The organism is Micromonospora haikouensis, assembly GCF_900091595.1.
Lineage (GTDB): Bacteria > Actinomycetota > Actinomycetes > Mycobacteriales > Micromonosporaceae > Micromonospora > Micromonospora haikouensis.
Genome location: NZ_FMCW01000029.1, coordinates 56,111 through 81,760 on the forward strand (window position 1 = coordinate 56,111; position 25,650 = coordinate 81,760).

Here is a 25,650-nt window from a genome sequence, read left to right on the forward strand (position 1 = left end):
GCGACGTGATCGGACGAGATGGGACACGGAGCCCTCCAGGGAAAGGTCGGACGACGACACCCGGACGGTCGGGAGTTGCCCGCTCCCGCGCCTGCTTGCGTGGCTCCCGCTGCGGCTCTGCCTGGCAGACTCCCACATGCATCGAAACTAGTCAATCTTGACCAGTTCGGGTCGCTGCGGCGCGGGGCACGGACGCCCCGCGCCGCAGCGGCCCGGTCACCGGCGGGCGCGGGCGCGGACGGTCAGCTGGTGGTGCAGGTGATGCTGGCCGGCGGGTTGTTGGTGCCGTTCCAGGTCGCGGTGAAGCCGAACGTGGTGGACGCCCCCGCGGCGAGCGCGCCGTTGTAGGCGACGTTGGAGACCGTCACGTTCGACCCGCTCTGGGTGTGGCTGCCGTTCCAGATCTGGTTGATCACCTGGCCGTTGGGGAAGCTCCAGGACACCTTCCAGCCGTTGATCGGTGCCGCCCCGGCGGTGACGGTGACGTCGGCCTGGAAGCCACCGGACCAGGAGTTGGTGACGGTGTACTTCGCGGTGGCCTGGCCGGCCGGCGGCGGGGTGGTGGTGCCGGTCGGCGTCGGGGTCGGCGCCACGGTCGGCGACGCGGTGGGGGTGGGGGTCGCGCCGACGAAGGTCAGCTTCACCACGTACGCGAGGGCGCTGTACGGCGCGCTCGCCGACGGCATGGTGATGTGCAGGCCGCCCCCGTCCTGGGTGGGCCGGGGCAGGTTGATGTACGTGCCGGCGGTGGAGCCGAGCAGCTGCACGCCGGTCAGGTTGCCCAGGTTGACCCGGCTGGAGGTCATCGTGGTGATGGTCAGGGTGCTGCCCGGCCAGCCCATGACGGTGGCGTACAGGACGGTGTTGTTCTTGTTGCGGGTGAACCGGATGTCCTTGTTGGTGCCCGCGCGCGGCGTGACGAACGACCCGCCGCCCATCTGGGTGGGGCCCTCGCCGAAGACGGACCAGGCCCGGGTGCCGTAGATGGACTCGCCGAACCGCTTGAGGTGGTCGCCGATGCCCCGCAGGATGGTCTGCTGCCCGGACGGGATGACGCCGTCGGCCGTCGGGGCGACGTTGAGCACCATCGTGCCGTTCTTGCTGACCCGGTCGATCAGCGCGTGCAGCAGCGCGGTGGTCGAGTAGTAGCCGATCCCCTGGGTGTAGCACCAGCTGCTGCTGGAGACGCTGTCGTCGGTCAGCCAGTACGGGGTCTGGATGCCCGCCGGGCCGCCGCGCTCGAAGTCGTAGACCTCGCCGCGGTTGTTGAACCCGTCCTTGTAGGTGACCACCACGTCCTTGTTCCACGCGACGGCCTTGTTGTAGTAGTACGCCAGGAAGTCGAGCCGGCGCGCCTCGTCGATGCGGCCCAGATAGAGGTCCTGCCAGATCAGGTCGGGCTGGTAGCCGTCGATGACCTCCCGCAGCTTGTCGGTCCACAGCTGCTGCTCGGTGGCGTTGTCGAGCTGCCCGTACAGCTTGCGCAGGGTGGTGCTGGACTGCTGCGGCACGTACTGGTAGTAGCCGCCGAAGTTCCACTGGTGGTGCAGCGAGACGAACAGCTTGAGGCCCTTGGCACGGATGGCGTCGGCGTGCAGCCGCAGCAGGTCCAGCTTCGGGCCGGTCGCCACGGAGTTCCACTCGTTGACCCTGCTGTTCCACATCGAGTAGCCGTCGTGGTGCTCGGCGACCGGGCCGGCGAACTTCGCCCCGGCGTCGACGAACAGCTGCGCCCACTCGTTGGGGTCCCAGTTGCCGCCGGCGGACTTGAGCTTCGGCGCGAACTGCACCCAGTTGCCCGCCTTGTCGCGGGCCCCGTTGATGAAGTTGTGGTACGGCCACGCGGACGGGTCGCCGAACACGCTCTTGTGGTGGTTGTTCTCGTACGAACCGTTGTTGTACATGTTGCGCGGGTACCACTCGTTGCCGAACGCGGGGACGGCGAACGCGCCCCAGTGGTAGTAGATGCCGAACTTGCCGTCCTGGAACCACTCGGCGGCCGGCGGGTGCTGGTCGACCGACGCCCAGGTCGGCGTGTAGCTCTGCGGCCCGGCGGTGGCCAGGGCATTGCGGACGCCGAGCAGGCCGGTGGCGGCGGCGACGCCGGTGGCGCCGCTCGCGATGAGCAGGCCGCGGCGGGTCAGTCGATGGGATGACGAGGACATGAGGGATCTCCTGGAGGGACGGGGGTGGGGTGGCATGGGGGGAAACCGGGTCACCGGTAGCCAGCGGCGGTGATGTTGGCCTGGACGGCGTTCTCGGTGGCGTCGGACGGGTAGCCGGAGGTCATCACGCCCTCGTAGAAGGTGCCGCGCGCCCCGTGGCTGTTGTCGCCGCCGATGCCGAGGATGATCGCGCCCTCCTTCTTCATCGGGTTGTAGCCCGGGACGTTGGGCCGCACGCCGTTGTAGAAGGTCGACAGGCCACCGGACTGGGCGTTGCCGCCCCGGATGGCCCAGTGGTTCGGCTCACCCTTGACGATGGCGGTCAGGTAGCGGTGGCTGATGCTGGGGTCGTTGGCGTTGTACTTCTGGTTCACCCCGGAGAAGAGGCCGTTCTCCAGGTCGGCCATGATCCACGGGCCGTTGCCGGCGCCGTAGCCCCAGACCTTGTTGTTGCCGAAGTAGATGGCCTCCATGGTGCCGTTGCCGTTGTCGCGGCTGTTGGTCTCGGCGTTGCCGTAGTCGAAGCAGCAGCCGCCGTTGTAGTGCGTGCCGTCGAGGATGGCGTACATGCCCTCGGGCTGGTCACCCTTGGCGATGCCGTTGGTGCTGTTGTTGCGGTATCCGGTGCCGGGGGCGACGTAGACGCCGTACGCCTTGTGCCCGCCGACCGTGGTCGGCGCGAGGGTGGCGTCGGCGAGGTTGTCGTAGCCGCCCGGGGCGGGGCCGGAGAACCCACCGGGCGGGGCCTGGGTGAGCTTGTTACCGCGACCGGACTGGTCGTAGATGATGGTGATCAGGCAGGTGGTGCCGGCGCAGAAGGAGTCCTGCGCGGCGGCGTTGGCGACCCCGCCGGGCGCGAGCGGGCCGATGTCGCGGGTGGTGTTGTCCGACCCGCGCCGCACCTGGTAGAGCGGCCCGTTGTACGCGCCGTACAGCGCCCGGGTGGTGCTGTGCGCGGCCACGCACGGCGTGCCGCCCGCCGCGTAGATGTCACAGGGCTGCTGCGTCGACGGCGGCGGGGTGGTCGGCGGTGGAGTGGTCGGCGGCGGGGTCGACGTCGGCGGGGTGGTCGGCGTCACGCCCCCGGTGCAGGTCGTGCCGTTGAGCGCGAACGAGGTGGGCACGGGGTTGCTGCCGTTGGACGCGCCGTTGAAGCCGAACGAGGTGCTGCCCCCGGTCGGGATGCTGCCGTTGTAGGACACGTTGGTGACGGTCACCTGCGCACCGGACTGGGTGTAGGAGCCGTTCCAGAGCTGGGTGATGGTCTGCCCGGCCCCGAAGCTCCACGTCAGCCGCCAGCTGCTGACCGGGTCGCCCAGGTCTGTGATGGTCACGTTCGCGCCGAAGCCGCCCGGCCACTCCGAGCTGACCGCGTAGCTGACCTGGCAGCCGGCTGCGGCGGCGGTCGCCAACCGCGTGCCGACCAGGCCGCCGCCGACCAGGACCAGCGTCGCGAGGGCCGCGACCAGCCCCGGCAGGCGACGCCATGCATTGCCACGTTTCATGGAGCCCTCCAGATGCAAACAGAGATGCAGGGATCGGGCCCGGACGGGGTGGGCCCGTGCGCCGCCTGTCGGGACCCGGACTCCGAGGGGCGGTAGGTGACCGGCGCAGCGCGGCCCGGAGGGGGACTCGCCGCCCGGCGCCGGCGTGGCCGGCGGCCCGGACGCCGGGGGCCGCTGACCAGCCGGATCGGCGGCAGCGGACGTGACCCGCGCCGCTGCACCGAGGAGAAAGTTAACGTTCACATCGGATGATGTCAATGGTCTCGTCGGCCGACGCCGCCCGCGCCGAGCCACCCACGGTCAATCCGCGGTCGGCCGCCCATCAGGGGCGGACGGCGCGGCGGGCCACGGGGCGGGTGAGCGATCTGCAAGAACCGACTCTTGCTGTGTGAACGCTAACACCATATGTTTCGATGTGGGCGAAGGGCACGCCCCGCCGAGACCTGGTAGTGCTCCGGCGGATGGAGGCAGCCGCACGTGCTCGCCCGGCAGCAGCGGGCTAATCCGCTCGGCGTGGTCCCAGGCCGCCTCGGCGACCGGATCGCCGGTCGCTCCCGGCCTGGTGACGCCGAGCGGCGCGGCGGTGGATCAGGGCGATGCACAGCGTGATCACGAGGCCGACGTCGGTGCCGCGAACCGCCACGTGGAAGATCGCGCTGCGGACCGGGTCCGGCTGGGCGACGCCGTACCGGAATCCGAGGGCGGCACCCGCGAGGACGCCGACCGAGACCAGGGCGGCGGCGAGCGGGCGGCTCGGCACGAGCCGTTCGGCCGCCGGCCGCTGCGGATCGCCGACCTCGGTGGCCGTCCGCCACCGACGCGCCGCCCACCAGCAGATCGCCGCCGCCCCGATGAGGCTGCTGGCGTACTGGGCCCACTCGTGTGCGGGAAGTGCGCCGATCCGCTCGTCCAACGCGGGGACCAGCCGGGTGCCCCACCCGCCGCCGTGCGTGAAGCCGTCCCACAGAACGTGCGTGAGCGCGCCGACTCCCAGCGCGGCGACCACCCAGCCGGGTCCCGCCGCCGGGGCCGGGCGGACCCGGCGGCCGACGGCCGACGGCGCGTACGCCACGACGAGCGGTCGCAACAGCGCGATCCAGACGACGTACCCCACGAGACCGGCCAGCACGTCGACGGTGACGACGCCGACGAGGTGGTGACTCAGCCGCGTGGTGTACGGCATCGGCGCGTACAGGGGAAGATCGGGTGCCATGCTGCCGACGGCGAGCGCGGACAGGGGCATCGCCGACCGGGCGAACGGCAGGACAGCTGCCGGGTGAGAACCGGTGAAGGGCATCCGGCGGTCACCCGGTCACGTGGGTCGACCGGAGGCCGCGCCGGTGGAGCCGCGGTCGTGGAGGGGACAGCCGCACCGGACGGCGGGTTCACCCTCCGCCGTCGGGCGTCGCGACATCCGGCGCATCGCGATCGGCACCACGACGGGGATCCGGGTCAGCAACTTCAACAGGCCGTTGCGGCGCAGCTCGCCGAAGAAGGTGGTCCCTCGCCAGCTTCCGGGTGCCGGCCGCGATGAGCGGCTCGGCGATCCTGAGCTGGATGAACGCGTCCGCTTCGACCTCCTCCGGGCAGCGGTCCTGGAACTGCTTCACGTCGTCCATATTCGCACGGATCGTTGCCCTGGGCGTGGCGACAACCGGCGGGCATCGACGGCGACGCCGCGGTGCGTGCCGGATCAGGCGACGAAGCGGGTGCGGCGACGGCGGGCCAGCAGGTAGCCGCCCGCGCCGGCGGCGACCAGCAGCCCGCCGAGGCCGGCGATCAGCCCGGTGGGCACACCGGTGATCGGCAGCGACCCGTCGTCGCCGCCCCCGGTGCCGCCGGCCTGCTTCACCGTGATCTGCGCGGTGTCGTTGGTCGGGTCGAGGTCCATGACCGGGCCGTCGCCGTCGAAGGTGTGCAGCTTCACCGTGCCGGTCCGGCTGCCGGCCCGGTCGATGCGCAGCGCGAACTCGAACGTCACCCGCTCGCCCTCGCCGATCGTGCCCCGGGCGGAGCACTCGTAGACCCGGGCGCCGGGCTTGCCGGGCTGCCACTCGTCCTCGTCCGGATCCACGCAGGACTTCGACACCGTCACCGCCGTGACGCCCTCCGGCAGCGTCACGATGGTGGCGATGTTGAGCCCCCGCTGGCCGTTGGGCCCGACGCGCGCCGGGCCGTTGTTGCGGTAGCCGACGGTCATCGGCACGGTGGCACCGACCGCGCCGGTGACCGTGGCGCCCTGCGCGGCGGCGTCGCCGCGCTGGTCACCGGCGACGGTCAGCGTGACCCGGGTCTCGTTGTCGACGGGGCTGGTGTCGGTCTGACCGGCCGCGCGCGCCTGCGCGCCGCCCGCCGGCACCAGCTTCAGGGCCGCGTCGGCGCCCTTGCGGCCGAACGGCTCGGCCGGCCCGTGCTGGGCCCGGAACTCCGCCCAGTCGGCCGGGGTGAACCACACGGCGAAGCTGTAGTGCAGGTTCGGGGCCCAGGCGTCGGCGGGGATCGTCCCGCCGAACGTCGGGTCCACCCGGACCGTCTCGCCGGGAGCCAGCTCGTCGTCGAAGGTGCAGGCGAAGCTGCTGTCGTCGAGGGTCGGGTCGACGTACTCGCAGTTGCTGTAGCGCTTCCCCGGGGTGAACCCGTAGGAGCCGGACAGGTACAGCACCGCGCCGCGGGCGGTCGTCGTGCCCCGGTTCGTCACCGCCAGCGGCACGTCGACCCGGGCGCCGGGCCGGCCGTCGAGCGGGAGCTGCCGGTCGGCGACGAGGTCGACCCCCTCGCCCGTGCTGACGGTCGACTCGTAGGTCGCCGTGCCCACGCCGGGCGCGGTCACCGTGAACGCCAGGGTGCCCTGCCGGCCCGGCTCCGCGCCCGCCCGCGCCGTCACCGGCAGGCTGACCAGGCTCGAATCCTCGCCGTCGTCGGTGATCGCGCAGGTGATGACGTCGCCCGCCGTCGTGCAGGAGCCCCGGTCGTCCTCGGCGACCTCGGCGAACGCGGCGACCGCGCTGCGGTCCACCCGCACCGTGTACGTGCCGAAGGCCCGGTCCGGCAGCGCGCGCAGCGAGACCCACTTCTGCGGGCCGCCGGGGGCGACGGTCACGTCGTTGGCGTAGAGCGTCACCTCGTCGGCCGGTGCGGCGGCGACGGCGGCGCCGGTGGGGGTCGCGACGAGCGCGCCGGCCACGGCCAACCCGGCGAGCCAGCGGCGGGCGGGGTGCGGGTGCATGGCGGTGCCTCCGGTCGGGAGGGCGGACGGGGGTGCGGTCAGGCTCTCACGGATTCCGCCGCCGTGGTGACCCGTACCGCGCTGCGGGATCAGCGCAGGTGACGCTATCGCCGCCGGTCAACCGGGTTGCCCGGCGTCGGCCGGAGGCCGTCGAGGAGGACCCGCAGGTAGCGGTCGGCCCGCTCGTCGGGCCCGTCGCCGATACGCACGGCGAAGGCCACGCCACAGAGGAGATGACGCAGGTCGTCCTCGGTGAGGTCGGGGCGCAGCGTGCCGGCCCGTCGGGCGTCGTCGAGCACGGCCCGCGCCAGCTCACCGAGTTCGGCGCGGCGGGCGGTGGTGCCGGGGTCGGCGTCCTGCTCCGGTTCCCCGGCGATCACCTCGGCGAACGCCGGGTCGGCCAGCTGCCGCGTCAGGAGCGCCCGCAGGAGGATCTCGACGCCGGTCCCCGGGTCGTCGTGGCGCCTCGCGGACCGGGCGTCGTCGAGCAGCGCGGTGAAGGTGTCCTCGGCGAGGGCCTCCAGCAGCGCGCGGCGGGTCGGGAAGTGCCGGTAGACGGTGCCGACGCCGGTGCCGGCGCGGCGGGCGATGTCGTTGTGCTGCAGGGACAGGTCGCCCGAGGCCACCGCGAGTCGGGCGGTCGCCAGCACCCGGTCGCGGTTGCGGGCGGCGTCGGCACGACGTGGTGTGGTCACCCCGCCAGCCTACCGAACCGGATTGACAATCCGCTTCGGGCGGCCTTAAATCGGATAGGTAATCCACTTAACTCCCGGGAGGGGTCCATGGCTCACGCCGCCACCTGGAACATCGCCGACCTGCGCGACCAGACCGGCCGCACGATCGTCGTCACCGGCGCCAGCAGCGGCCTCGGGGTCGCGATCACCCGCCACCTCGCGGCACGCGGGGCCCGCGTGATCATGGCGGTCCGCGACACCGGCAAGGGCGATCGCGTACGCGACCGACTGCGCGCCGAGCACCCGAAGGCGGACCTCGACGTCCGCCACCTGGACCTGCTCGACCTCGACACCGCGCGCCGCTTCGCCGCCGGCCTGCGCGCCGAGCGGGTCACCGTCGACGCGCTCGTCAACAACGGCGGCATCGGCAACGTGCCCCGGCGGCTGAGCCCGCAGGGGGTGGAGAGCCAGCTCGCGACCAACCACCTTGGCCACTTCGCGCTCACCGGCCTGCTCCTCGACCGGCTGGCCGAGGGGCGCGACCCGGTCGTGGTCACCGTCGCCTCCGGCCTCTACCGGCTGGGCCGCCTAGACCTCGACGACCTCGCCGCCGAACGCCGCTACTCCCGGGGCGGCGCGTACGCCACCTCCAAGCTCGCCAACGTGCTCTTCGCCCTGGAACTCGACCGCCGCCTGCGCGCCGCCGGTTCCCCGGTGCGCAGCCTGCTCGCCCATCCCGGCGCGGCGAGGACCGACCTGGACCGCGACTCGCCGCCCCTGATCCGCGCCGTCGGAGCGGTGCTGAGGCTGTTCCTGAGCCGGCCGGTCGACGACGCCGTGACGGCGATCCTCTACGCCGCCACCGAGCCTGCGGCGCCCACCGGCCGCAACATCGGACCGGGTCGGCCGCCCCGCCCGGCCCGGCCGACGTTCGAGACGCTCGCCGGGGCGGCCACCGACCCCGACCTCGCGGCGCGGCTGTGGGCCCGCTCCGCGCAGCTCACCGGAGTGGACGTCCCGCCGGAGTGTTAGATGGGGGCCATGGACATCGTCGAGCGGCTGGCCGGGGCCTCGCGCATCGGGCTGGGGCTGGCGGCCGTCGGCCGGCCGGGCTACGTCAACCTCGGCCGGGCCGCCGACCTGCCGGCCGAACGCTCCGTCGAGGCGATGCGGGCCCGCGCCCACGAGCTGCTCGACCGGGCGTACGCGGCCGGCGTCCGCTACGTCGACGTCGCCCGCTCCTACGGCCGGGCCGAGGAGTTCCTGGCCCAGTGGCTGCACGCCCGGCCGGAGGCGGACGACGTCGTCGTCGGCAGCAAGTGGGGCTACACCTACACGGCCGGGTGGCGGGTCGACGCCGAGGTGCACGAGACCAAGGACCACGGCGTCGCCACGTTCACCCGGCAGCTCGGCGAGACGCGGGCGCTGCTCGGCGACCGCCTCGACCTCTACCAGATCCACTCGGTCACCCCGGACAGCCCCGCCCTGCACGACGCGGACCTGCACCGGCGGCTCGCCGACCTCGCCGCGCAGGGCACGGTGGTCGGGTTGTCGACCAGCGGCCCGGCGCAGGCCGAGACGATCCGGGCGGCGCTCGGCGTCCGGATCGATGGTCGGCCACTGTTCCGCAGCGTGCAGGCGACCTGGAATCTCCTGGAGCCCAGCGCCGGCCCGGCGCTCGCGCAGGCGCACGCGGCCGGCTGCCTGGTCATCGTGAAGGAGGCGCTGGCCAACGGCCGGCTCGCCGTGGGCGAGCACGCGCCCGGCGACGCCGCCGCGCTCGCGGCGGCGCTGCGCCAGCCGTGGGCGACCGTCGTGCTCTCCGGAGCCGCGACCGGCGACCAGTTGGCCTCGAACCTGCGGGCGCAGGAGTGCACCGGCGACCCCCACCGATGGGCGGGCCTGGCCGTGCCCGCCGACCGCTACTGGGCCGACCGGTCGCGGCTGCCCTGGGCCTAGTCACCGGTCTCGCGCGGGTCGGGCCGCCCCGGGCCCAGCCGCCGGTCTCGCCCGGTCGCGGTCGCGGCCCCGGGCCTAGCCCTTCGCCTCGCGCGGTCGCGGCGGGTTCGCCGGGACGACCAGTTCCACCTCGTTCGCCTCCAGGGCGTCCCTCAGCTCGGGTGCCGGCATCCGGTCGGTGACCAGGTAGTCGGCGACGCCCAGCTCCGAGACCTGGGCGAACAGCCGGCGGCCGAACTTGGACGAGTCGGCGAGGATCGCCACCCGGGTCGCGCGGGAGAGCATCTCCTGCATCATCGCGGCCTCGGCGAGGTTGCTCGTCGTGTAGCCGGCGTCGGCGTCGACCGCGCCGACGCCGATCAGCGCCAGGTCGCAGCTGACGTCCAACTCGGCGCCGGTGTTGGCGCGGAAGCTGACCGGGCCGACCGTGGCCAGGGTGAGCGAGCGCACCGCGCCGCCGAAGATGTAGATGTCGCGGACGGCCGTGGCCGGCAGCGCGCCGGGCACCAGCAGGTTGTTCGTCGCCACCGTGAGGTCGCGGTGCTGGCGCAGGTTGCGGGCGAGCGCGAGCGTGGTCGTCCCGCCGTTGATCATGATGGTCGAGCCGTCCTGGACCAGCCCCGCGGCCAGCGTCGCGATCTTCTCCTTCTCGCGTTCCTGGAAGGTGAGCCGCTGGTCGACGGCCCGGTCGGTGCGGGAGACCGTGGCGAGACTGACGGCGCCGCCGTACGTGCGCACGAGGATGCCCTCGGCGCTGAGCTGGTCCAGGTCGCGCCGCACGGTGTCAATGGAGACGCCGAAGCGCTCCGCCAGCTCGCCCACCGTGACCTGGCCGGCGTCGGCGACGTACGCGGCAAGCTGGGCCTTGCGTCCGGCGGGCAGGTGGCGCTGCCGTTCGTCCCTGTCCTCGGTCACTGATCTCCCTCCATCAGTGCGGCAGTATGCCACAAATGCGGCCCACTCACGCGCATCGCCGCACAGAACAGCAGGGACCAGCTCGCCCCCGCAGGGCAGTCGAAGCGGTCCCCACCTGCGTACAAGCAGGGCATCAGCAGGCCCTCGGGCCAGCCAGTCGACCTCGCAGCGCCGCAATATGCTGGACTCCGCAGTTTTCTGCCGTTCTTCTCTTGTCTCCATCCGTAACACGCTGCTAACGTGGCCGCCAACACAGCACAGAACAGAAAGATCTAGATATAGAAGGAGCCCGCCATGACGACTCGCGCTACCCGGCTGAAGCGACTGATAGGGGCGGTGACGGTGGCTGCAACGGTCGCCACCGTCGCGGCGTGCGGCTCGGGCGACTCGGGGGACGCCGCCGCGGACGGCACCGTCACGCTGGAGTTCGCCCAGTGGTGGGGTGCCGAACTCCCGGCCGGGGACTTTGACAAGATCATCAACGACTTCACGGCGCAGAACCCGAACATCAAGATCAAGCTGCTCAGCGCGCCGTACGCCTCCACCAAGCAGCAGCTCGTCACCGCCGCGGCGTCCAAGACGCTGCCCGACGTGGTCGGCCTCGATGGAGCCTGGGTCAACGACTTCGCCAAGCAGGGCGCGATCGCCGACATGTCCAAGCTGATGACGGACGCGAACTACGACTCCAGCCAGCTCGCCAGCCAGATCCAGCTCGACGGCAAGACCTACATGATCCCGGTCGTCAACTTCGTCTACCCGCTCTTCGTCAACAAGGACCTGTTGACCAAGGCCGGCGTCGCGGACGTGCCCGCCACGCGCAGCGAGTTCCTCGACGCGGCGAAGAAGATCAGCGCCACCGGCGACAACGCCAAGGGCTGGGCGCTCCCGCTCGACACCGCCGTGCCCAACGGCATCCAGAACGACGTCATGTCCTGGCTGTGGGCCTCGGGCGGCAGCATGCTGACCGACGGCAAGCCGAACCTGACCAGCCCCCAGGTCAAGAGCACCGTCGAGTTCGTCAAGAGCCTCAACGACGCCGGCGTCATCGCCCCCGGCTCCCTCACCATGAAGGAGCAGGACAAGGTCGAGAAGTTCACCAACGGCCAGGTCGGCATGATGATCGACTCGCTCGCGCACATCAACCTGATCAAGAAGAACAAGCCGGACCTGAACTTCGAGGTGGCGGCCCTGCCGGCCGAGGACGGCTACACCGGCAAACGCGGCATCCCGTACGCGTCGTGGGGCATCGGCATCTCCAACTCCACCAAGCACAAGGCCGAGGCGTTCAAGTTCGTCTCCTACCTGATGAGCCAGGAGACCAACGCGAAGCTGAGCACCATCGCCAACGGCTTCCCCGGCAACAAGAACGCCGAGCCCGACTTCAGCAACAGCGACCCGCTGTTCAAGTCGGCCTTCGACATCTACAAGCAGGGCTACCCGGCCAACGAGTTCGTCGGCCTGCCCAAGGCCGAGGACCTCATGCGCAGCTTCGACGAGCAGCTCCAGCTCGTGCTGACCGGCAAGCAGAGCGTCGACGACGCCCTGAGCAAGTCGCAGGAGTCCTGGACCTCGGTGATCGGTTAGTCCACCCGGGCGCCGCGCCGGTCCACCGGCGCGGCGCCCGACCAAGGAGACAGCGATGACATCCGCGCACGTCGAGCCCGTGACCGCGCCGCAGGGCGCGCCGCCGGCCGAGCGGGCCACCCCCGGCCGGGCCCGCGCCAACCCGGCCCGGCGCCTGATCCCGTACGCCTACCTGTCCCCCACGATCGTGCTGGTCGTGGTCCTGATGATCGTCCCCATCGTCATGGTGGTCGGCTACTCGTTCCGGGACAACGTGATCGTCCAGGAGAACCCGGTGTTCGTCGGGTTCGCCAACTACGCCAAGGTCCTCACCGACCTGGACTTCCTGGCCGCGCTGAAGAACACCGCCGTCTTCATCTCGGTCAGCACCGTCGCCCACCTGGTCCTCGGCCTCGCCTTCGCGATGATGCTCAACACGCAGTTGCTGAGCGGGGTCACCAAGGCGATCTTCCGGATCGTCTACATCCTGCCCTGGCTGTTCACGATCGCGGTGATCGCCGTCATCTGGCGGCTGCTGCTCGACCCGGCCGGCGTGGTCAACTACGTGCTGCAGACGCTCGGCCTCGTGCAGGAGGGCGTGAATTGGCTCGGCGACCCGGGCACCGCGCTCTGGGCGGTCACGTTCGCCAACATCTGGTCCGGCTACCCGTTCTTCATGATCAGCCTGCTCGCCGCGTTGCAGGGCATCTCCGCCGACCTCTACGAGGCCGCCGCCGTGGACGGGGCCGGCCCGCTGCGGCGGTTCCTCAACGTGACGCTGCCGCAGCTGCGGCCGGTGATCGTCAGCATGGCGGTGCTCGACCTGATCTGGACGTCCCAGCAGTTCGCGCTGATCTGGATGATGACCGGCGGCGGTCCGCTGAACACCACCGAGATGCTCAGCACCTACACCTACAAGCAGGCCTTCAGCGAGTACGAGTTCGCGAGCGCCTCGGCCGCCGCCGTGATCGTGCTGCTGCTGACGATGGTCCTGGCCTTCTTCTACGTACGCCAGCAGCAAAGGGAGCGGTGAGATGGCAGGCGTCAAGCGGCGGCACACCCTCGCGAAGGCCGGCGTCGTCACGGGGCTCGTCCTCGGCGGGCTGTTCGCCGCCCTGCCGGTGCTGTGGATGCTCTCCACCTCCTTCAAGAGCAACGGGGAGGTCTTCCAGAACCCGCCGCAGTTGATCACCGAGGGCTTCTCGTTCGACGCGTACCGGGAGATCCTGGGCAACGGCGAGCAGCTGCGGTTCTTCCTCAACAGCTACATCGTCGCCGGTGCGGTGACCGTCCTGACGCTGCTGGTGGCCGTCCTGGCGGGGTTCGCGTTCAGCCGCTTCACGTTCCCGTTCCAGCGGACCATCAACGCCGTGATCGTCAGCGTCCAGGCGGTGCCGCCGATCACGCTGGTCATCCCCTACTTCGGGCTCGTCGTCGCGCTCGGCCTCTACAACACCTACGCCGGGCTGATCCTCACCCACATGGTGTTCACCCTGCCGTACGCGATCATCATGACCACCGCGTACCTGAACACCCTGCCCAAGGAGCTGGACGAGTCGGTCAAGGTCGACGGCGGCACCGGCTGGACGGCGCTGTGGCGCATCCTCGTGCCGATCTCGGTGCCCGGCCTCATCGCGGTCGGGGTCTACACGTTCATGATCTCGTGGAACGAGTACCTGTTCGCGCTGACGCTGACCCGCACCAACGACATGCGCACGGTGCCGATCGGCATCCAGATGCTCATGGGCCAGCACTCGTACGAGTGGAACCAGATGATGGCGATGAGCATCCTCGGCTCCATCCCGGTCCTCGTGCTCTTCCTCCTCTTCCAACGGCGCTTCATCGGCGGGCTCACCGCCGGCGCCGTGAAGGCCTGACCACACCCTCTGCACTAAGGAGTAACACCGACATGCTGACGACCGGCAAGGCGATCCTGGACGTCGCCAACGAGCACAGCTTCGCCGTGCCCGCGTTCAACATCAGCGACTGGGCCATGTTCCGGGGCATCGTGGAGATCAGCGAGGAGAAGAACGCTCCCCTGATCGTCGGGATCCACCCGGACGAGGTGCGGCACATCGGCCGCGAGATGATCACCGGCATCATCGAGCGCGCGCACAGCTCGACCGTCCCGATCGCGATCCACTGGGACCACGGCGCGACCTACGAGCAGATGCTCCAGGCGTTCCAGTACGGCTTCACGTCCGTGATGATCGACGGCTCGCTGAAGCCGTTCGACGAGAACCTCGCCATCACCAAGAAGGTCACCGACTCCGCGCACGTCCTGGGCGTGTCGGTGGAGGGCGAGCTGGGCACGATCGGCGGCAACGACAGCTACGCCGAGGCCGGCGCGGCCGAGATCATCTACACCGACCCGGACGACGCGGTCACCTTCGTGAAGACCACGGGCGTCGACAGCCTCGCCATCGCGATCGGCACCTTCCACGGCTTCTACCCGGCGCACCTCAAGCCGGAGCTGAAGCTCGACCTGCTCAAGGAGATCAAGAGCCGGGTGGGGATCCCGCTGGTGCTGCACGGCGGCTCCGGCAACCCGGACGACGAGATCCGCGAGGCCGCCCGGATCGGCATCAACAAGATCAACATCTCGACGGACATCAAGGTCGCCTACCACGACAAGATGCGCGAGGTGCTGGGCAGCGACTCGAAGGTGCGCGAGCCCAACGCCATCCAGCCCGCCTGCCTCGACGTCATGAAGGAGGTCGCCGCGCACAAGATCGACCTGTTCGGCGCCACCGGCAAGGGCTCGCTCTACTGACATGGCCGACGCCTCCCGGGTGGTCCTCGGCCTCGGCGGCTGCGTCGACCAGGAGCTGACGCTCACCGCCGACGTCCTGGAACGGCTGGTCACCGACTACGGCATCGCCGCCGCCGAACTGGCGGCACCGCCCAGCGCGGTGCACGGCGAGCGGGACCTCGTGGTGTCCATCCTCGGCTACGTGGCCCGGGGCCGGGGCGGCGAGCACTTCGTCGCCGCCGCCCCGGCCCTGGAGACCTTCGCCGGCCGGTTCCCGCACCGCACGACCCTGGGCGGCACCTCCGTGCGGGCCGGGATCCTGCTCAGCCGGCTGGACGTGCCGTCGACGCTGCACCTGGTCAGCGTCAACGACACCGTCCGTCGGCTGCTGCCGGCCGGCACCGCGTACGTCTCCAGCGGCGTCGCGGACACCTACCATCCCCACCTGATCGTCCAATATCACCAGGGCCTGCGGATCCGGGCCGGCGACATCGACGTCACCGCGCCGTTCCCCAACCGGCTGATCTACGTCAACGACCCGGCCAACAGCGCGCTGCTGCTCACCGGCGACCTCGGCGACCGGCTCGGCCACGCCGACGTCTTCCTGATCTCCGGCTTCAACGCCATGCGCGACGCGACCGAACTCGACCGGCGGCTCGCCGAGCTGCGCGCCCACATGCGGCGGCTGCCGCCTGCGGCGGTGACCTACTTCGAGGACGCCGCCTACCACGAGCCCGGCTTCAGCCGCCGGGTCCGCGACGCGCTGCTCGACGCGATCGACGTGTACGGGCTCAACGAGGACGAGCTGCAGTCCTACCTCGGACGCCCGGTGGACCTGCTCTCTGCCGACGAGGTCGCCGACGCGCTCACCGCCGTGCACGCCCTCGTCCCCGCCCCGACGCTGGTGCTGCACACGAAGTACTGGGCGGCGGCCCTCGGCGCGAACGCCCGGCGCTACGCCGACGCCCTCGACACCGGCACCCTGCTGGCCGCGACCCGCTACGCCCACGGCGACGACTTCACCGACGCCGACGTCGACCGGCTGCGCCGGCAGCCCCGCCGGCCCGAGTCCGTCGCCTTCGCCGCCGCGCTGCACGAGCGGCTCGGCGACCGGGTCCACTGCGTCCCCGGGTTCGCCCTCGACGTCGCCAGCCCCACCACCATCGGCCTGGGCGACACCTTCGTCGGCGGCTTCCTCGCCGCGCTCGTCCGCCAGGAGGAACGATGACCATCGAGGCGCTGCCCGCCAACCAGCCCGAGACGTTCTACCGGGGGGACGGCCGGATCGCGCGGTTCCGCGACGCGCCGGCGCTGCCCGACCGCCCCGAGGACTGGGTGGGCTCGGTGACCAGCCGGTTCGGGCTCGCCCCGGCCGGGCTGTCCACCCTGCCCGACGGGCGGGTGCTCGCCGAGGCCGTCGCCGCCGACCCGCACTGGTGGCTCGGCCCACGCCGCGCCGACACCGGCGTGCTGGTGAAGCTGCTCGACGCCGGCCAGCGGCTGCCGCTGCACGTGCACCCCGACCGCCGCTTCGCCACCGCGCACCTCGCCTCCCCGTACGGGAAGACCGAGGCCTGGGTGATCGTCTCCGCGCGCCCCGACGCGTACGTCCATCTGGGTTTCGCCCGCGACGTCGCCGCCGACGAGCTGGCCGGCTGGGTCGCCGGCCAGCAGGTCGACCGGATGCTCGCCGCCACCAACCGGATCCCGGTTGCGGCCGGCGACGCGATCCTCTGCCCGGCCGGGCTGCCGCACGCGATCGGCGACGGCATCCTGCTGGTCGAGGTCCAGGAGCCGACCGACTACTCGGTGCTGCTGGAATACGCGGGCTTCGGCCTGACCGAGGGGCACCTCGGCCTCGGCTACGACCTGGCCCTGAGCTGCGTCGACCGGGGCGCGTGGACGCCTGCGCGCCTCGCCGGGCTGCGGGGCGACGGGGCGCGGCTGCTGCCCCAGGCCGCCGACGAGTTCTTCGCCGCCCACCGGGTGCGCGGCGGCGACCGCCTGGCGCAGGGCTTCGCCGTCCTGGTCGTGGTGGCGGGCGCGGGGCGGCTCACCGGCGAACGCGACCACGTGCCGGTACGCCGGGGGGACACGCTGCTGGTCCCGTACGCCGCCGGCCCGCTGCGCCTCGACGGCGCGGTCGAGGCGATCCGCCTGTCGGCGGCCGGCCACGGCGACGCCTGAACCCGTTTGCCGGCCCCACCGGGCTCCCCTACTCTTTCCCTCGGCACCTCCCGGTGCGCAGGCAACGGCTACTTCCGCTTCCAACGGGGAGACGCGGGTTCGAATCCCGCCACCGCCTCTCGGCGGTGTCGACCAGCGGCCCAGGTCACCTTGGCCCGCGAGGGCCGGTCGCCGTCGCCGCTCTGATCTCGGGAGGCGTCGTCACGCCGCACACCCGGTGCGCAGGCAACGGTTACTTCTCGGATCCGCGGGTTGGGGGTTCGAGTCCCCCGCACGCCCCGGCGTGCTAGCTCAACCGGACAGAGCAGCGGACACAAGTCCGTCGCCGACTGACGATCTCGGGTGTGCGGTGTGCCGGTGTCTCCCCGCCTTCGACCGACACGGGGGACGCGATGGCCAGGTTCAACCTCAAGCTGCCCCGGCACCGGCCCGGGGCCGACCGCCCGGCCGCCGAGGCCATGACCGCCGAGGGCGCACCGGGGTTCCTGCGCGGGCAGCGGGCCGAGCTGTTCCTGCTCGCGGTGTCCAACATGGTCGGCACCGACACCTTCTACGAGGCCGCCGCCGACCGGGACGCCCGGTTCCGTGAGCTGGTGGCCGCCGCCGCGGTCGCCGACCCCGACTGGTTCGCGCGATTCGTGCCGTGGCTGCGCACCGGGGCGCTGCTGCGGTCGGCGTCCGTGGTGGCCGCGCTGGAGGGCTCCCGGGCGCAGGTCGCGGCCGGGGTGCCCGGCTCCCGGGCGGTCGTGGGGGCGGCGTTGCAGCGCGCCGACGAGCCGGGCGAGGCGCTGGCGTACTGGCTGGGCCGCCACGGCCGGGCCCTGCCGAAGCCGGTCAAGCGGGGCGTCGCCGACGCCGTCGTGCGGCTCTACCACGAGCGCAGCCTGCTCAGGTACGACTCCGACGGCGACGCCGTGCGGTTCGGCGACGTCATCGAGCTGACCCACCCGGTAGCGCGGGACGCGCGGCAGGGCGACCTGTTCCGGCACGCCCTCGACCGGCGACACAAGCGCGACAACCCACTGCCGGAGTCGCTGACCGTGCTGGCGGCCCGGGCCGAGCTGATGGCCCTGCCCGTGCAGCGGCGGCGGGAGGTCACCGACCCGGCGGTGCTCGGCGCGGCCGGCATGAGCTGGGAGGCGCTCGCCGGCTGGCGGCAGGCCCCCATGGACGCCGCCGCCTGGGAGGCGATCATCCCGACCATGGGCTACCTGGCACTGCTGCGCAACCTGCGCAACTTCGACCGGGCCGGCGTCGGCGACGCCGTCGCCGAGGCGGTGGCGGCGAAGCTGACCGACCCGGGCGAGATCGCGCGCTCGCGCGTGCTGCCGATGCGCTTCCTGTCGGCCCACAACGCCGCGCCGAGCCTGCGGTGGGCGTACCCGCTGGAGCGGGCGTTGCAGCAGGCGCTGGCGAACGTGCCCGCCCTGGACGGCCGCACCCTGATCCTGATCGACACGTCGGGGTCGATGAACAGCACGTTCAGCCGGGACGGCACGCTGCGCTGCTGGGACGCGGCCACCGTGTTCGGTCTCGCGCTGGCCGCCCGCGCCCGGGACGCGACGGTGGTGTCGTTCTCCCACGCCAGCCGGGTGTTCCCGGCCGTGGCGGGCGAGTCGGTGCTGGCGGCGGTGCGCCGGTTCCGCGAGGGCGGCTACTTCTACGGCGGCGGCACCCAGACCGAGCAGGCCATCCGGCGGCACTACGCCGGGCACGACCGGGTGGTCGTCCTCACCGACGAGCAGGCGCACTGGCACGACGCCCCCGATGTCGCGGCCGCGGTGCCGGCCCACGTGCCGACGTACACCTGGAACCTGGTCGGCTACCGGGTCGGGCACGCGCCGACGGTCGGCAACCGGCACACGTTCGGCGGCCTGTCCGACGCCGCGTTCGCGATGATCCCCCTCGTCGAGGCCGGGTCCCGCGACCGGTGGCCGTTCTGAGCGGCGCGAAACGAGGGCGGGCCCCGGTCGATCGTCAGCGATCGACCGGGGCCCGTCGGTTGGAGCGGCGGATCAGGCCAGGTCGAACCGGTCGAGCTCCATGACCTTGGTCCAGGCCGCGACGAAGTCGGCGACGAACTTCTCGCGCGCGTCCTCGCTGGCGTAGACCTCCGCGAGGGCCCGCAGCTGGGAGTTGGAGCCGAAGATGAGGTCGACCGCCGTGGCGGTCCACTTCACCTGGTCGGTGGCCAGGTCCCGGATCTCGTAGACGTGCTCCTCGGACTCCGACGCCTTCCACCGGGTGCCCGGGGAGAGCAGGTTGGTGAAGAAGTCGTTGGTGAGCACGCCCGGCCGGTCGGTGAGCACGCCGTGCGCGGTGCCGCCGACGTTGTTGCCGAGGGCGCGCAGGCCGCCGACGAGGACGGTCATCTCCGGCGCGGTCAGGTCGAGCATGTAGGCGCGGTCGACGAGCAGCACCTCCGGCTGGGTCTTCTCGCCGGGGCGCAGGTAGTTGCGGAACCCGTCGGCGCGCGGCTCCATGACCCGGAACGACTCGACGTCGGTCTGCTCCTGCGAGGCGTCGGTGCGGCCCGGCCGGAACGGCACGGTCACCTCGACGCCGGCGTCGCGCGCCGCCTTCTCGACGGCGGCCGAGCCGGCCAGCACGATCAGGTCGGCCAGCGAGATCTTCGCGCCACCGGCGGCGTTGAACTCCTGCTGGATGCCCTCCAGGGTCGCCAGGACCGTCGCGAGCTGCTCGGGCTGGTTGACCTCCCAGCTGCGCTGCGGTTCGAGGCGGATCCGCGCGCCGTTGGCGCCGCCGCGCTTGTCGGTGGAGCGGAAGCTCGCGGCCGACGCCCAGGCGGTGGAGACGAGCTGGGCGGTGGTGAGGCCGGAGGCCAGGACCTTCGCCTTCAGGGCGGCCACGTCGGCGTCGCTCACGACGTCGTAGTCGACGGCCGGAACCGGGTCCTGCCAGAGCTGGGCCTCCGGCACCCACGGGCCGAGGAAGCGGCTGACCGGGCCCATGTCGCGGTGGAGCAGCTTGTACCACGCCTTGGCGAAGGCCAGCGCGAACTCGTCGGGGTGCTCCAGGAAGCGGCGCGAGATCTTCTCGTACGCCGGGTCGACGCGCAGCGACAGGTCGGTCGTCAGCATCGTCGGCTTGTGCTTCTTCGCCGGGTCGTGGGCGTCCGGGATGATCGCCTCGGCATCCTTCGCGACCCACTGCTTCGCCCCGCCGGGGCTGGTGGTCAGCTCCCACTCGTAGCCGAAGAGGATCTCGAAGAACCGGTTGCTCCACTGCGTCGGCTTGTCGGTCCACGTCACCTCGAGGCCGCTGGTGATCGTGTCGCCGCCCTTGCCGCTGCCGTGGGTGCTCAGCCAGCCCAGGCCCTGCGCCTCCAGCGGGGCGCCCTCCGGCTCGGGGCCCACGTGGTCGTCGGCGACGCCCGCGCCGTGCGTCTTGCCGAAGGTGTGGCCGCCGGCGATGAGGGCGACGGTCTCCTCGTCGTCCATCGCCATCCGGCGGAAGGTCTCGCGGATGAAGTGCGCCGCCGCGGCCGGGTCCGCGTTGCCGCGGGGGCCCTCCGGGTTGACGTAGATGAGGCCCATCTCGGTCGCGCCGACGCCGGGCGTCATCTCCTTCTCGGAGGCGTAGCGCGCGTCACCGAGCCAGGTGTCCTCCGGGCCCCAGAAGATCTCCTCGGGCTCCCACACGTCCTCGCGGCCGAAGCCGAAGCCGAAGGTCTTGAAGCCCATCGACTCCAGGGCCACGTTGCCGGCGAGCACGAGCAGGTCGGCCCACGAGATCTTCTGGCCGTACTTCTGCTTGACCGGCCAGAGCAGCCGGCGGGCCTTGTCGAGGTTGGCGTTGTCCGGCCAGCTGTTGAGCGGGGCGAACCGCTGGCCGCCGTCGCCGGCGCCGCCACGGCCGTCCTCGATGCGGTAGGTGCCCGCCGCGTGCCAGCTCATCCGGATCATCAGGCCGCCGTAGTGGCCGAAGTCGGCCGGCCACCAGTCCTGCGAGGTGGTGAGGGTCTCGACGATGTCCCGCTTGAGGGCCTCGACGTCGAGCTTGGCGAACTCCTGGGCGTAGCTGAAGTCGGCCCCCAGCGGGTTGCCCTTGGGCGACTGGGCGTGCAGGACCGACAGGTCGAGCTGGTTGGGCCACCAGTCGCGGTTGGTGCGGGGACGACCGCCCGTCTTCGGCGTCGGCGAGTCGATCGCCGGGTTCTCGCTCTCGCTGCCCTGCGCGGTGACGGAGTCGTGCGCGACCGGGCAGCCGGCCGCCTCCTTCTTGTCCACGCCCTGGGCGCTGACGGGCGCGTTGTCCTGGGTGTCGCTCATCGGTTTCCTTCCGGACTGGCTGGTCACTGGGCGGTGCGTTGGGTTGGCTGGGCGGTGCGTGCGGTCGCGCAGCCGGGGCAGGTGCCCCAGTAGACGACCTCTGCCTCGTCGACGTCGAAACCGTGATCGTCGGAGGCGGTGAGGCAGGGTGCATGGCCGACGGCGCAGTCGACGTCGGCGATCGCGCCGCAGGAGCGGCACACGACATGGTGGTGGTTGTCCCCCACCCGGCACTCGTACCGGGCGGTCGCGCCGGCGGGCTGGATGCGCCGCACCAGGCCGGCGTCGGTGAGCGCCCGGAGCACGTCGTAGACCGCCTGGTGGGAGACCGTGGGCTGGTCGGCCCGGACCAGGGCGATCACCGTGTCGGTGTCGACGTGCGGGTGGTCGCGCAGCGCGGCGAGCACCGCCAACCGGGGCCGGGTCACGCGCAACGAGACCGCCCGAAGCTGGGTCTCGAAGTCGGGCGTCACCCCCCGAACCTAGCCCACTCTTCTGGAATCAATCAAGTTTTCCGTCGACTCAACCCGCATATTTCGCCGCAGATCCATCCGCCGGCCACCCGCTCCGCCTCGACGCCCCCGGCGGCGTCGCCGCTGCGGGGACACCGTCGTGGCTGTCGGGGCCCCAGCTCACCCACCGCCGATGCCGTGTTGGTTGGCCAGGTGCCGGACGTAGACGAGCACCCCGACCAGGAGCCCGATGTCGTCCAGGTAGATCGGATCCGGCAGCACCGATCCGACGCCCGGCCTCCCGCGAAAGGCACGCCATGCTGCGGTTCCGCTTCCGGGCCGCTCCCGGTGGCCGGCGCGCCGGGCACCCCGGGGCCTCCGCCCGCAGACCGCGCCGACCGCCCCGGTCGCGGAGCTGTCCCGCGCCGGCCGGGTCCGGTGTGCCGGCTCAGCCCGACGTCGCGCCCAGGTGGATGAACCCCGACCAGGCGAACGGCTTGGCCCAGCGCGGTCGCATGCTCAGCTCGCGCAGCTTCGGGGGCATGGTGCTGGGGGCGAGACGGTCAGGGTCCAGCATCCACAGCTGAGTGGCCCGCAGCGCGGCGGCCGGGGGTAGTCCCCGGTCGCGGAGGAAGTGATGGACCATGAACATGGCGAGCGATGTGGCGTCGTCGTAGACGGCCCAGAGGCTGCCGACCACCGACCGTGCGCCGGCCACCAGGAAGGCGGTGGCCAGGCTGAACGCCTCGTCGTAGTCGGCGCCGGTGAGGCCGGTCTCGCAGGCGGCGAGCAGCACCAGGTCGACCAGGGCCGCCCGGTCCCGGCCCAGATCGAGCAGTTGTCCCGCGGTGAGGTGCTCGCCGTCGGCCAACTGGAGCCGCGACTCCCACGGCCGTTCCACCTCGACCGTGCCGTGACAGCCCAGGTGCAGCAGCCGCCGCCCGCCCGCCGGTCGGACCAGCCAGTCCCGCAGGCGGGCGACGGAAGCGTTCGGCCCCACGTGCAGCGGCAGGCCCGGGTAGAAGGCGTCCCGGACCGCCCTCGCCTCCCGGCCGACGCCCTGGTCTCCACCCGGTTCGCCGATCATCAGGGCATCGGGGAGCCGACGGTGGTGACCACCGGCGACCGGCTCCGCGCCCTGGCACAGCAGGCGGGCAGAGGGGACGTAGGAGATCTCCAGATCCTGCACCACGTAGTGCGGCACGCCCCGGTCGAAGCGGCGGGCGGCGTGCCAGGGCACCACCCCGAGCGGGCCCATCGGCACCAGACCGATCCGGGGCACCGGTCCGCCCCGCTGCCGGCGCAGGTGTCCCATCAGCGGGTCCATGGCGGCCCGCCACGCCCAGTCGCAGAGCGACTCCAGGTGGTCCCGCCAGCGGACGGCCGCCTCGGCGCTTCGCTCCTCCGGCGCGTTCTGGCGTTCGCGCAGTGCCCGCAGATAGTCCCGCAGTTCCCCGGCCCCGCTGCCCAGCTCAGCGCTGCGCAGCACCGTGACCGCGCCTTCCGCCGGCACCAGCACCAGCAGCCCGCCCTGCCGGCCCGGTCCGGGGACGAGGTAGGCCAGCAGGTCGAGCCGCTGCGCACGCAGCGCGGCGCGGATCTCCGCCAGGGACGGCGGATCGAGCAGGGCCACGGCGGCCCCGGTCGGGACGCCCGGCGGGCGGGACCTGGCCACAGCCTCGCTCCCTCCCGGCTGCTGGCCCGGCTCGATGCCGGTCAACACCCGTAGCACCTGGTGCCGCAGGTCGTCCGGAACGATCCCCGCGTTAAGCGCGCCCGCCCCCACGACAGCGGCTGTCGGGTCCGCCTCGCCCCATCGCCGGGCCAGGTCGCTCCGGCCGGCCGCCCGCAGCATCGCCGGCACCGACCGCGCGGCGGTACTGGCGTAGAGCACCAGACCCCGCCCGGCGTCCAGGGCCCGGACCGCGTCGTCGAGGGCGCCGTCGTGGACGCACTGCGCCGCCGTGTACACCGCCTCCGCGGCGGCTCGCGCCGCGGCGGTGACGGCGTGCTCGGTACGCGACTGCAACAGGGTCTGCCAGGCGTACCCGCGCAGCACGGCCAGTCCCAGTTCCCGGGCCCGACGTTGGTCCGCGCCGAAACCCCCGGAACGCAGGCGGAGCGCCTCGGCCAGCCGCCGGACGGCACCGGGCCAGCGGGCGGCGTAGGGGCCGCCGATGACGCCGAGCGCCCGCTCGCCCTGGCGCACCGCTTCGGCGGCGTCGGCGCGACGTCGGGTGAGCCGGGCGAGGTCCAGCCGTATCTCGGCGAGAAGCTCCACGGCCGGTTCGATCACCATGGTGCCGGCGGAGGGATCGCCGAGCAGCCGCTCCACCTCGACAGCCGACTGCCGCAACACGGCGGGATCGCCCCGGTTGGCCCTCCAGCGGCCGGCCACCGATGACAGGACCATCGCCTGGCCGAGAGCCGGCACGTCGAGCACCGGGTCCGGGCCGGTGGCCGCCGCGGGTCCGGCCGGCCGGGTCGCGCCGCGGTGGGCCGCCGGCCCGCCCGGTCCCGGAGCGGGGCGGGCCGGCGCGCCCCGGCCCCCGAGAAACGACTCGATCATGTCGACCAGCAGCCGGCTCTGCTCGTCGGCGGGATTCTGCTCGGCCATCCGCCGGGCGTCGTCCAGAAGCCGGCGTTCCAGTTCGGGGCTCTGGCCGGCTCGGCGCAGGTCCGTCATCATGGCGCCCAGTCGACCGACGAACGGGTCGGCGCTGTCGGCCAGCGCCGCCTCGGCCCTGTGCAGGGCCGCCAGGTCACCGGAGCGGTGGGCGTCCAGAAGGACCAGAACCGGCAGCAGTTTCCCGGCCAGGCGGGAGACCTCCCGCCCGAGTTCGCCGGCTTCGTCGGTGACGCCGGCCCGCAGCAGCCGGTCCAGATCGTCCGCGCCGGCGTACGGATCAGCCTCGCCCGGGACGACGCCCAGCGCGTCGAGCAACCGCTGCCCCACCGCCAGGCCGAGCCGGACGTTCGCCGGCAGGTCCTTCGCCCGCCGGCCCTGCTCGTGGAGCTGCCGCCAGACCGACGGCGCGAACAGTGGACGCCGCTGCACCCAGAACGGGAAGGCCGCCAGCGCCAGCACGGCGGCCAGCCAGTCGCGCGGATCGGACGGCTCGGCCGCCCGCCACGCCTGGTACGCCTCGGTGACCGCGGCCGGCCGGGACCCCACCACCGTCTGCCCGTCCGGGCCCGCCAGCATGAGGCTCAGCCGCCGGGCGTGCATGTCCAACACGGCCTGCGGCTCGGCCTCGGCGGCCTCGGCCAGCCCGGCCTCGGCCAGCCGGATGCCCGCCTCCCGCAGCTCCGGCCGGCCCGTCTGGCTGTGCCGTTCGCCGCAGAGCTGGGCCAGCGCCCCGGCGAACCACAACCGTTCGGCCGGCTCGATCAGCGTCACGGCCCGGTCGACCGCAGCCAGCAGCGTGGGGCCCTGCGGCCGAGCGCCGATCAGCACCAGCGCCCAGGCCAGCCGCGCGGCGCCGAGGGCGACCACCGGCTCCGGTGGCAGGGACCAGACCGGGCCGGCCAGCAGCTCCACCGCCGAGCGCAGGTCCGCCGCCTCGGGTTCGCCCTCGACCAGGGCGAGCCCGAGGTGGAGGGCGACCATGTCCCGCTCGGGTCCAGCAGGGAGCGCGGCGCAGGCGCTGCGGTGTCCGAGCAGCTCCGCGCGGAGCGCTGCGGCCTCGGTGGCGTCGCCGTCGGCCAGGTCGACGTAGCGGTGGAACAGCTCGACCACGTCGGCCAGGAGGGTGGGCCCGGCCCGAGCCGGGCCGGTCACGGCGTGCCCGTCGAGCCGTCGGCGGACTGCACCACCTCGACGGCGAGCCAGACGGTGAGCGCCACCAGGGCGAGCAGGGTGAGGACCTGGACGACGATGAGCACTGCCCGGCCGCTGCGGTAGCCGGGTGGGATCGGTTCGGTGGACATGTCAGCTCCTGTGGTCGATGCGGACCGGCC

General features: G+C 72.5%; 20 protein-coding genes. 9 read left to right on the forward strand and 11 right to left on the reverse strand.

Features of this window, described 5'->3' with window-relative positions; genetic code table 11:
* Positions 1-242 precede the first annotated feature (242 nt).
* The 6 genes from GA0070558_RS25700 to GA0070558_RS25725 all read right to left on the reverse strand — a co-directional run bounded on the left by GA0070558_RS25700 (position 243) and on the right by GA0070558_RS25725 (position 7,591).
* Complete coding sequence (locus GA0070558_RS25700; protein ID WP_077936976.1) at positions 243-2,165, reverse strand: alpha-L-fucosidase; 1,923 nt, start codon at positions 2,163-2,165, stop codon at positions 243-245.
* Between the two features lie 50 nt (positions 2,166-2,215).
* On the reverse strand, positions 2,216-3,670 hold the full coding sequence (locus tag GA0070558_RS25705; RefSeq protein WP_091284352.1) for an arabinofuranosidase catalytic domain-containing protein: 1,455 nt from the start codon (positions 3,668-3,670) through the stop codon (positions 2,216-2,218).
* Between the two features lie 499 nt (positions 3,671-4,169).
* A complete protein-coding gene (locus GA0070558_RS25710; protein ID WP_091284354.1) occupies positions 4,170-4,967 on the reverse strand; it encodes a DUF4184 family protein in 798 nt (265 codons plus the stop codon).
* A gap of 88 nt (positions 4,968-5,055) precedes the next feature.
* On the reverse strand, positions 5,056-5,289 hold the full coding sequence (locus GA0070558_RS25715) for a hypothetical protein (RefSeq protein WP_091284357.1): 234 nt from the start codon (positions 5,287-5,289) through the stop codon (positions 5,056-5,058).
* A 74-nt stretch (positions 5,290-5,363) separates the two neighbouring features.
* On the reverse strand, positions 5,364-6,896 hold the full coding sequence (locus tag GA0070558_RS25720; protein WP_091284359.1) for a COG1361 family protein: 1,533 nt from the start codon (positions 6,894-6,896) through the stop codon (positions 5,364-5,366).
* 104 nt (positions 6,897-7,000) lie between these two features.
* The gene (locus GA0070558_RS25725; protein WP_218107098.1) at positions 7,001-7,591 is read right to left on the reverse strand and encodes a TetR/AcrR family transcriptional regulator; all 591 of its coding nucleotides are present in this window, start codon (positions 7,589-7,591) and stop codon (positions 7,001-7,003) included.
* Between the two features lie 87 nt (positions 7,592-7,678).
* On the opposite strand from GA0070558_RS25725, the gene GA0070558_RS25730 reads away from it, so the two are divergent.
* Both GA0070558_RS25730 and GA0070558_RS25735 read left to right on the forward strand, forming a co-directional pair.
* Positions 7,679-8,602, forward strand: coding sequence for an oxidoreductase (locus GA0070558_RS25730; RefSeq protein WP_091284362.1), 924 nt, complete (start codon positions 7,679-7,681; stop codon positions 8,600-8,602).
* 9 nt (positions 8,603-8,611) lie between these two features.
* Complete coding sequence (locus tag GA0070558_RS25735; protein WP_091284434.1) at positions 8,612-9,529, forward strand: aldo/keto reductase; 918 nt, start codon at positions 8,612-8,614, stop codon at positions 9,527-9,529.
* Positions 9,530-9,604: 75 nt separating this feature from the next.
* Here the strand turns inward: GA0070558_RS25735 and GA0070558_RS25740 are convergent, their stop codons facing one another.
* Positions 9,605-10,444, reverse strand: a complete 840-nt coding sequence (locus tag GA0070558_RS25740; RefSeq protein ID WP_091284363.1) for a DeoR/GlpR family DNA-binding transcription regulator — start codon at positions 10,442-10,444, stop codon at positions 9,605-9,607.
* A gap of 294 nt (positions 10,445-10,738) precedes the next feature.
* Between GA0070558_RS25740 and GA0070558_RS25745 the strand changes: the two genes are divergently transcribed.
* From GA0070558_RS25745 to GA0070558_RS25775, 7 genes are all read left to right on the forward strand, one after another.
* Positions 10,739-12,028, forward strand: coding sequence for an ABC transporter substrate-binding protein (locus GA0070558_RS25745; protein ID WP_091284366.1), 1,290 nt, complete (start codon positions 10,739-10,741; stop codon positions 12,026-12,028).
* 55 nt (positions 12,029-12,083) lie between these two features.
* Positions 12,084-13,040, forward strand: coding sequence for a carbohydrate ABC transporter permease (locus GA0070558_RS25750; RefSeq protein ID WP_077936965.1), 957 nt, complete (start codon positions 12,084-12,086; stop codon positions 13,038-13,040).
* Position 13,041: 1 nt separating this feature from the next.
* Complete coding sequence (locus GA0070558_RS25755) at positions 13,042-13,884, forward strand: carbohydrate ABC transporter permease (RefSeq protein WP_077936964.1); 843 nt, start codon at positions 13,042-13,044, stop codon at positions 13,882-13,884.
* A gap of 32 nt (positions 13,885-13,916) precedes the next feature.
* Complete coding sequence (locus GA0070558_RS25760) at positions 13,917-14,780, forward strand: ketose-bisphosphate aldolase (protein WP_091284368.1); 864 nt, start codon at positions 13,917-13,919, stop codon at positions 14,778-14,780.
* Position 14,781: 1 nt separating this feature from the next.
* On the forward strand, positions 14,782-15,987 hold the full coding sequence (locus tag GA0070558_RS25765) for an ADP-dependent glucokinase/phosphofructokinase (protein ID WP_091284370.1): 1,206 nt from the start codon (positions 14,782-14,784) through the stop codon (positions 15,985-15,987).
* Positions 15,984-16,946 (forward strand): class I mannose-6-phosphate isomerase, encoded by a 963-nt coding sequence (locus GA0070558_RS25770; protein ID WP_091284372.1) that lies wholly within the window; start codon positions 15,984-15,986, stop codon positions 16,944-16,946. The genes GA0070558_RS25765 and GA0070558_RS25770 overlap by 4 nt, the downstream gene beginning before the upstream one ends.
* 392 nt (positions 16,947-17,338) lie before the next feature.
* Positions 17,339-18,889 carry a TROVE domain-containing protein gene (locus GA0070558_RS25775; protein ID WP_091284375.1) on the forward strand — a complete coding sequence of 517 codons (1,551 nt, stop codon included), beginning with the start codon at positions 17,339-17,341 and terminating at the stop codon, positions 18,887-18,889.
* 72 nt (positions 18,890-18,961) lie between these two features.
* On the opposite strand, the gene katG is transcribed toward GA0070558_RS25775, so the two are convergent.
* From katG to GA0070558_RS33570, 4 genes are all read right to left on the reverse strand, one after another.
* Complete coding sequence (katG, locus tag GA0070558_RS25780) at positions 18,962-21,238, reverse strand: catalase/peroxidase HPI (RefSeq protein ID WP_091284377.1); 2,277 nt, start codon at positions 21,236-21,238, stop codon at positions 18,962-18,964.
* Positions 21,239-21,261: 23 nt separating this feature from the next.
* Positions 21,262-21,711, reverse strand: coding sequence for a Fur family transcriptional regulator (locus GA0070558_RS25785; RefSeq protein WP_043962656.1), 450 nt, complete (start codon positions 21,709-21,711; stop codon positions 21,262-21,264).
* A 427-nt stretch (positions 21,712-22,138) separates the two neighbouring features.
* Positions 22,139-25,471: a CHAT domain-containing protein gene (locus GA0070558_RS34890; RefSeq protein ID WP_091284380.1), complete on the reverse strand. Its 3,333-nt coding sequence runs from the start codon at positions 25,469-25,471 to the stop codon at positions 22,139-22,141.
* Complete coding sequence (locus tag GA0070558_RS33570) at positions 25,468-25,620, reverse strand: hypothetical protein (RefSeq protein WP_176734375.1); 153 nt, start codon at positions 25,618-25,620, stop codon at positions 25,468-25,470. Before GA0070558_RS33570 ends, GA0070558_RS34890 begins: the two co-directional genes overlap by 4 nt.
* Between the last annotated feature and the right edge of the window lie 30 nt (positions 25,621-25,650).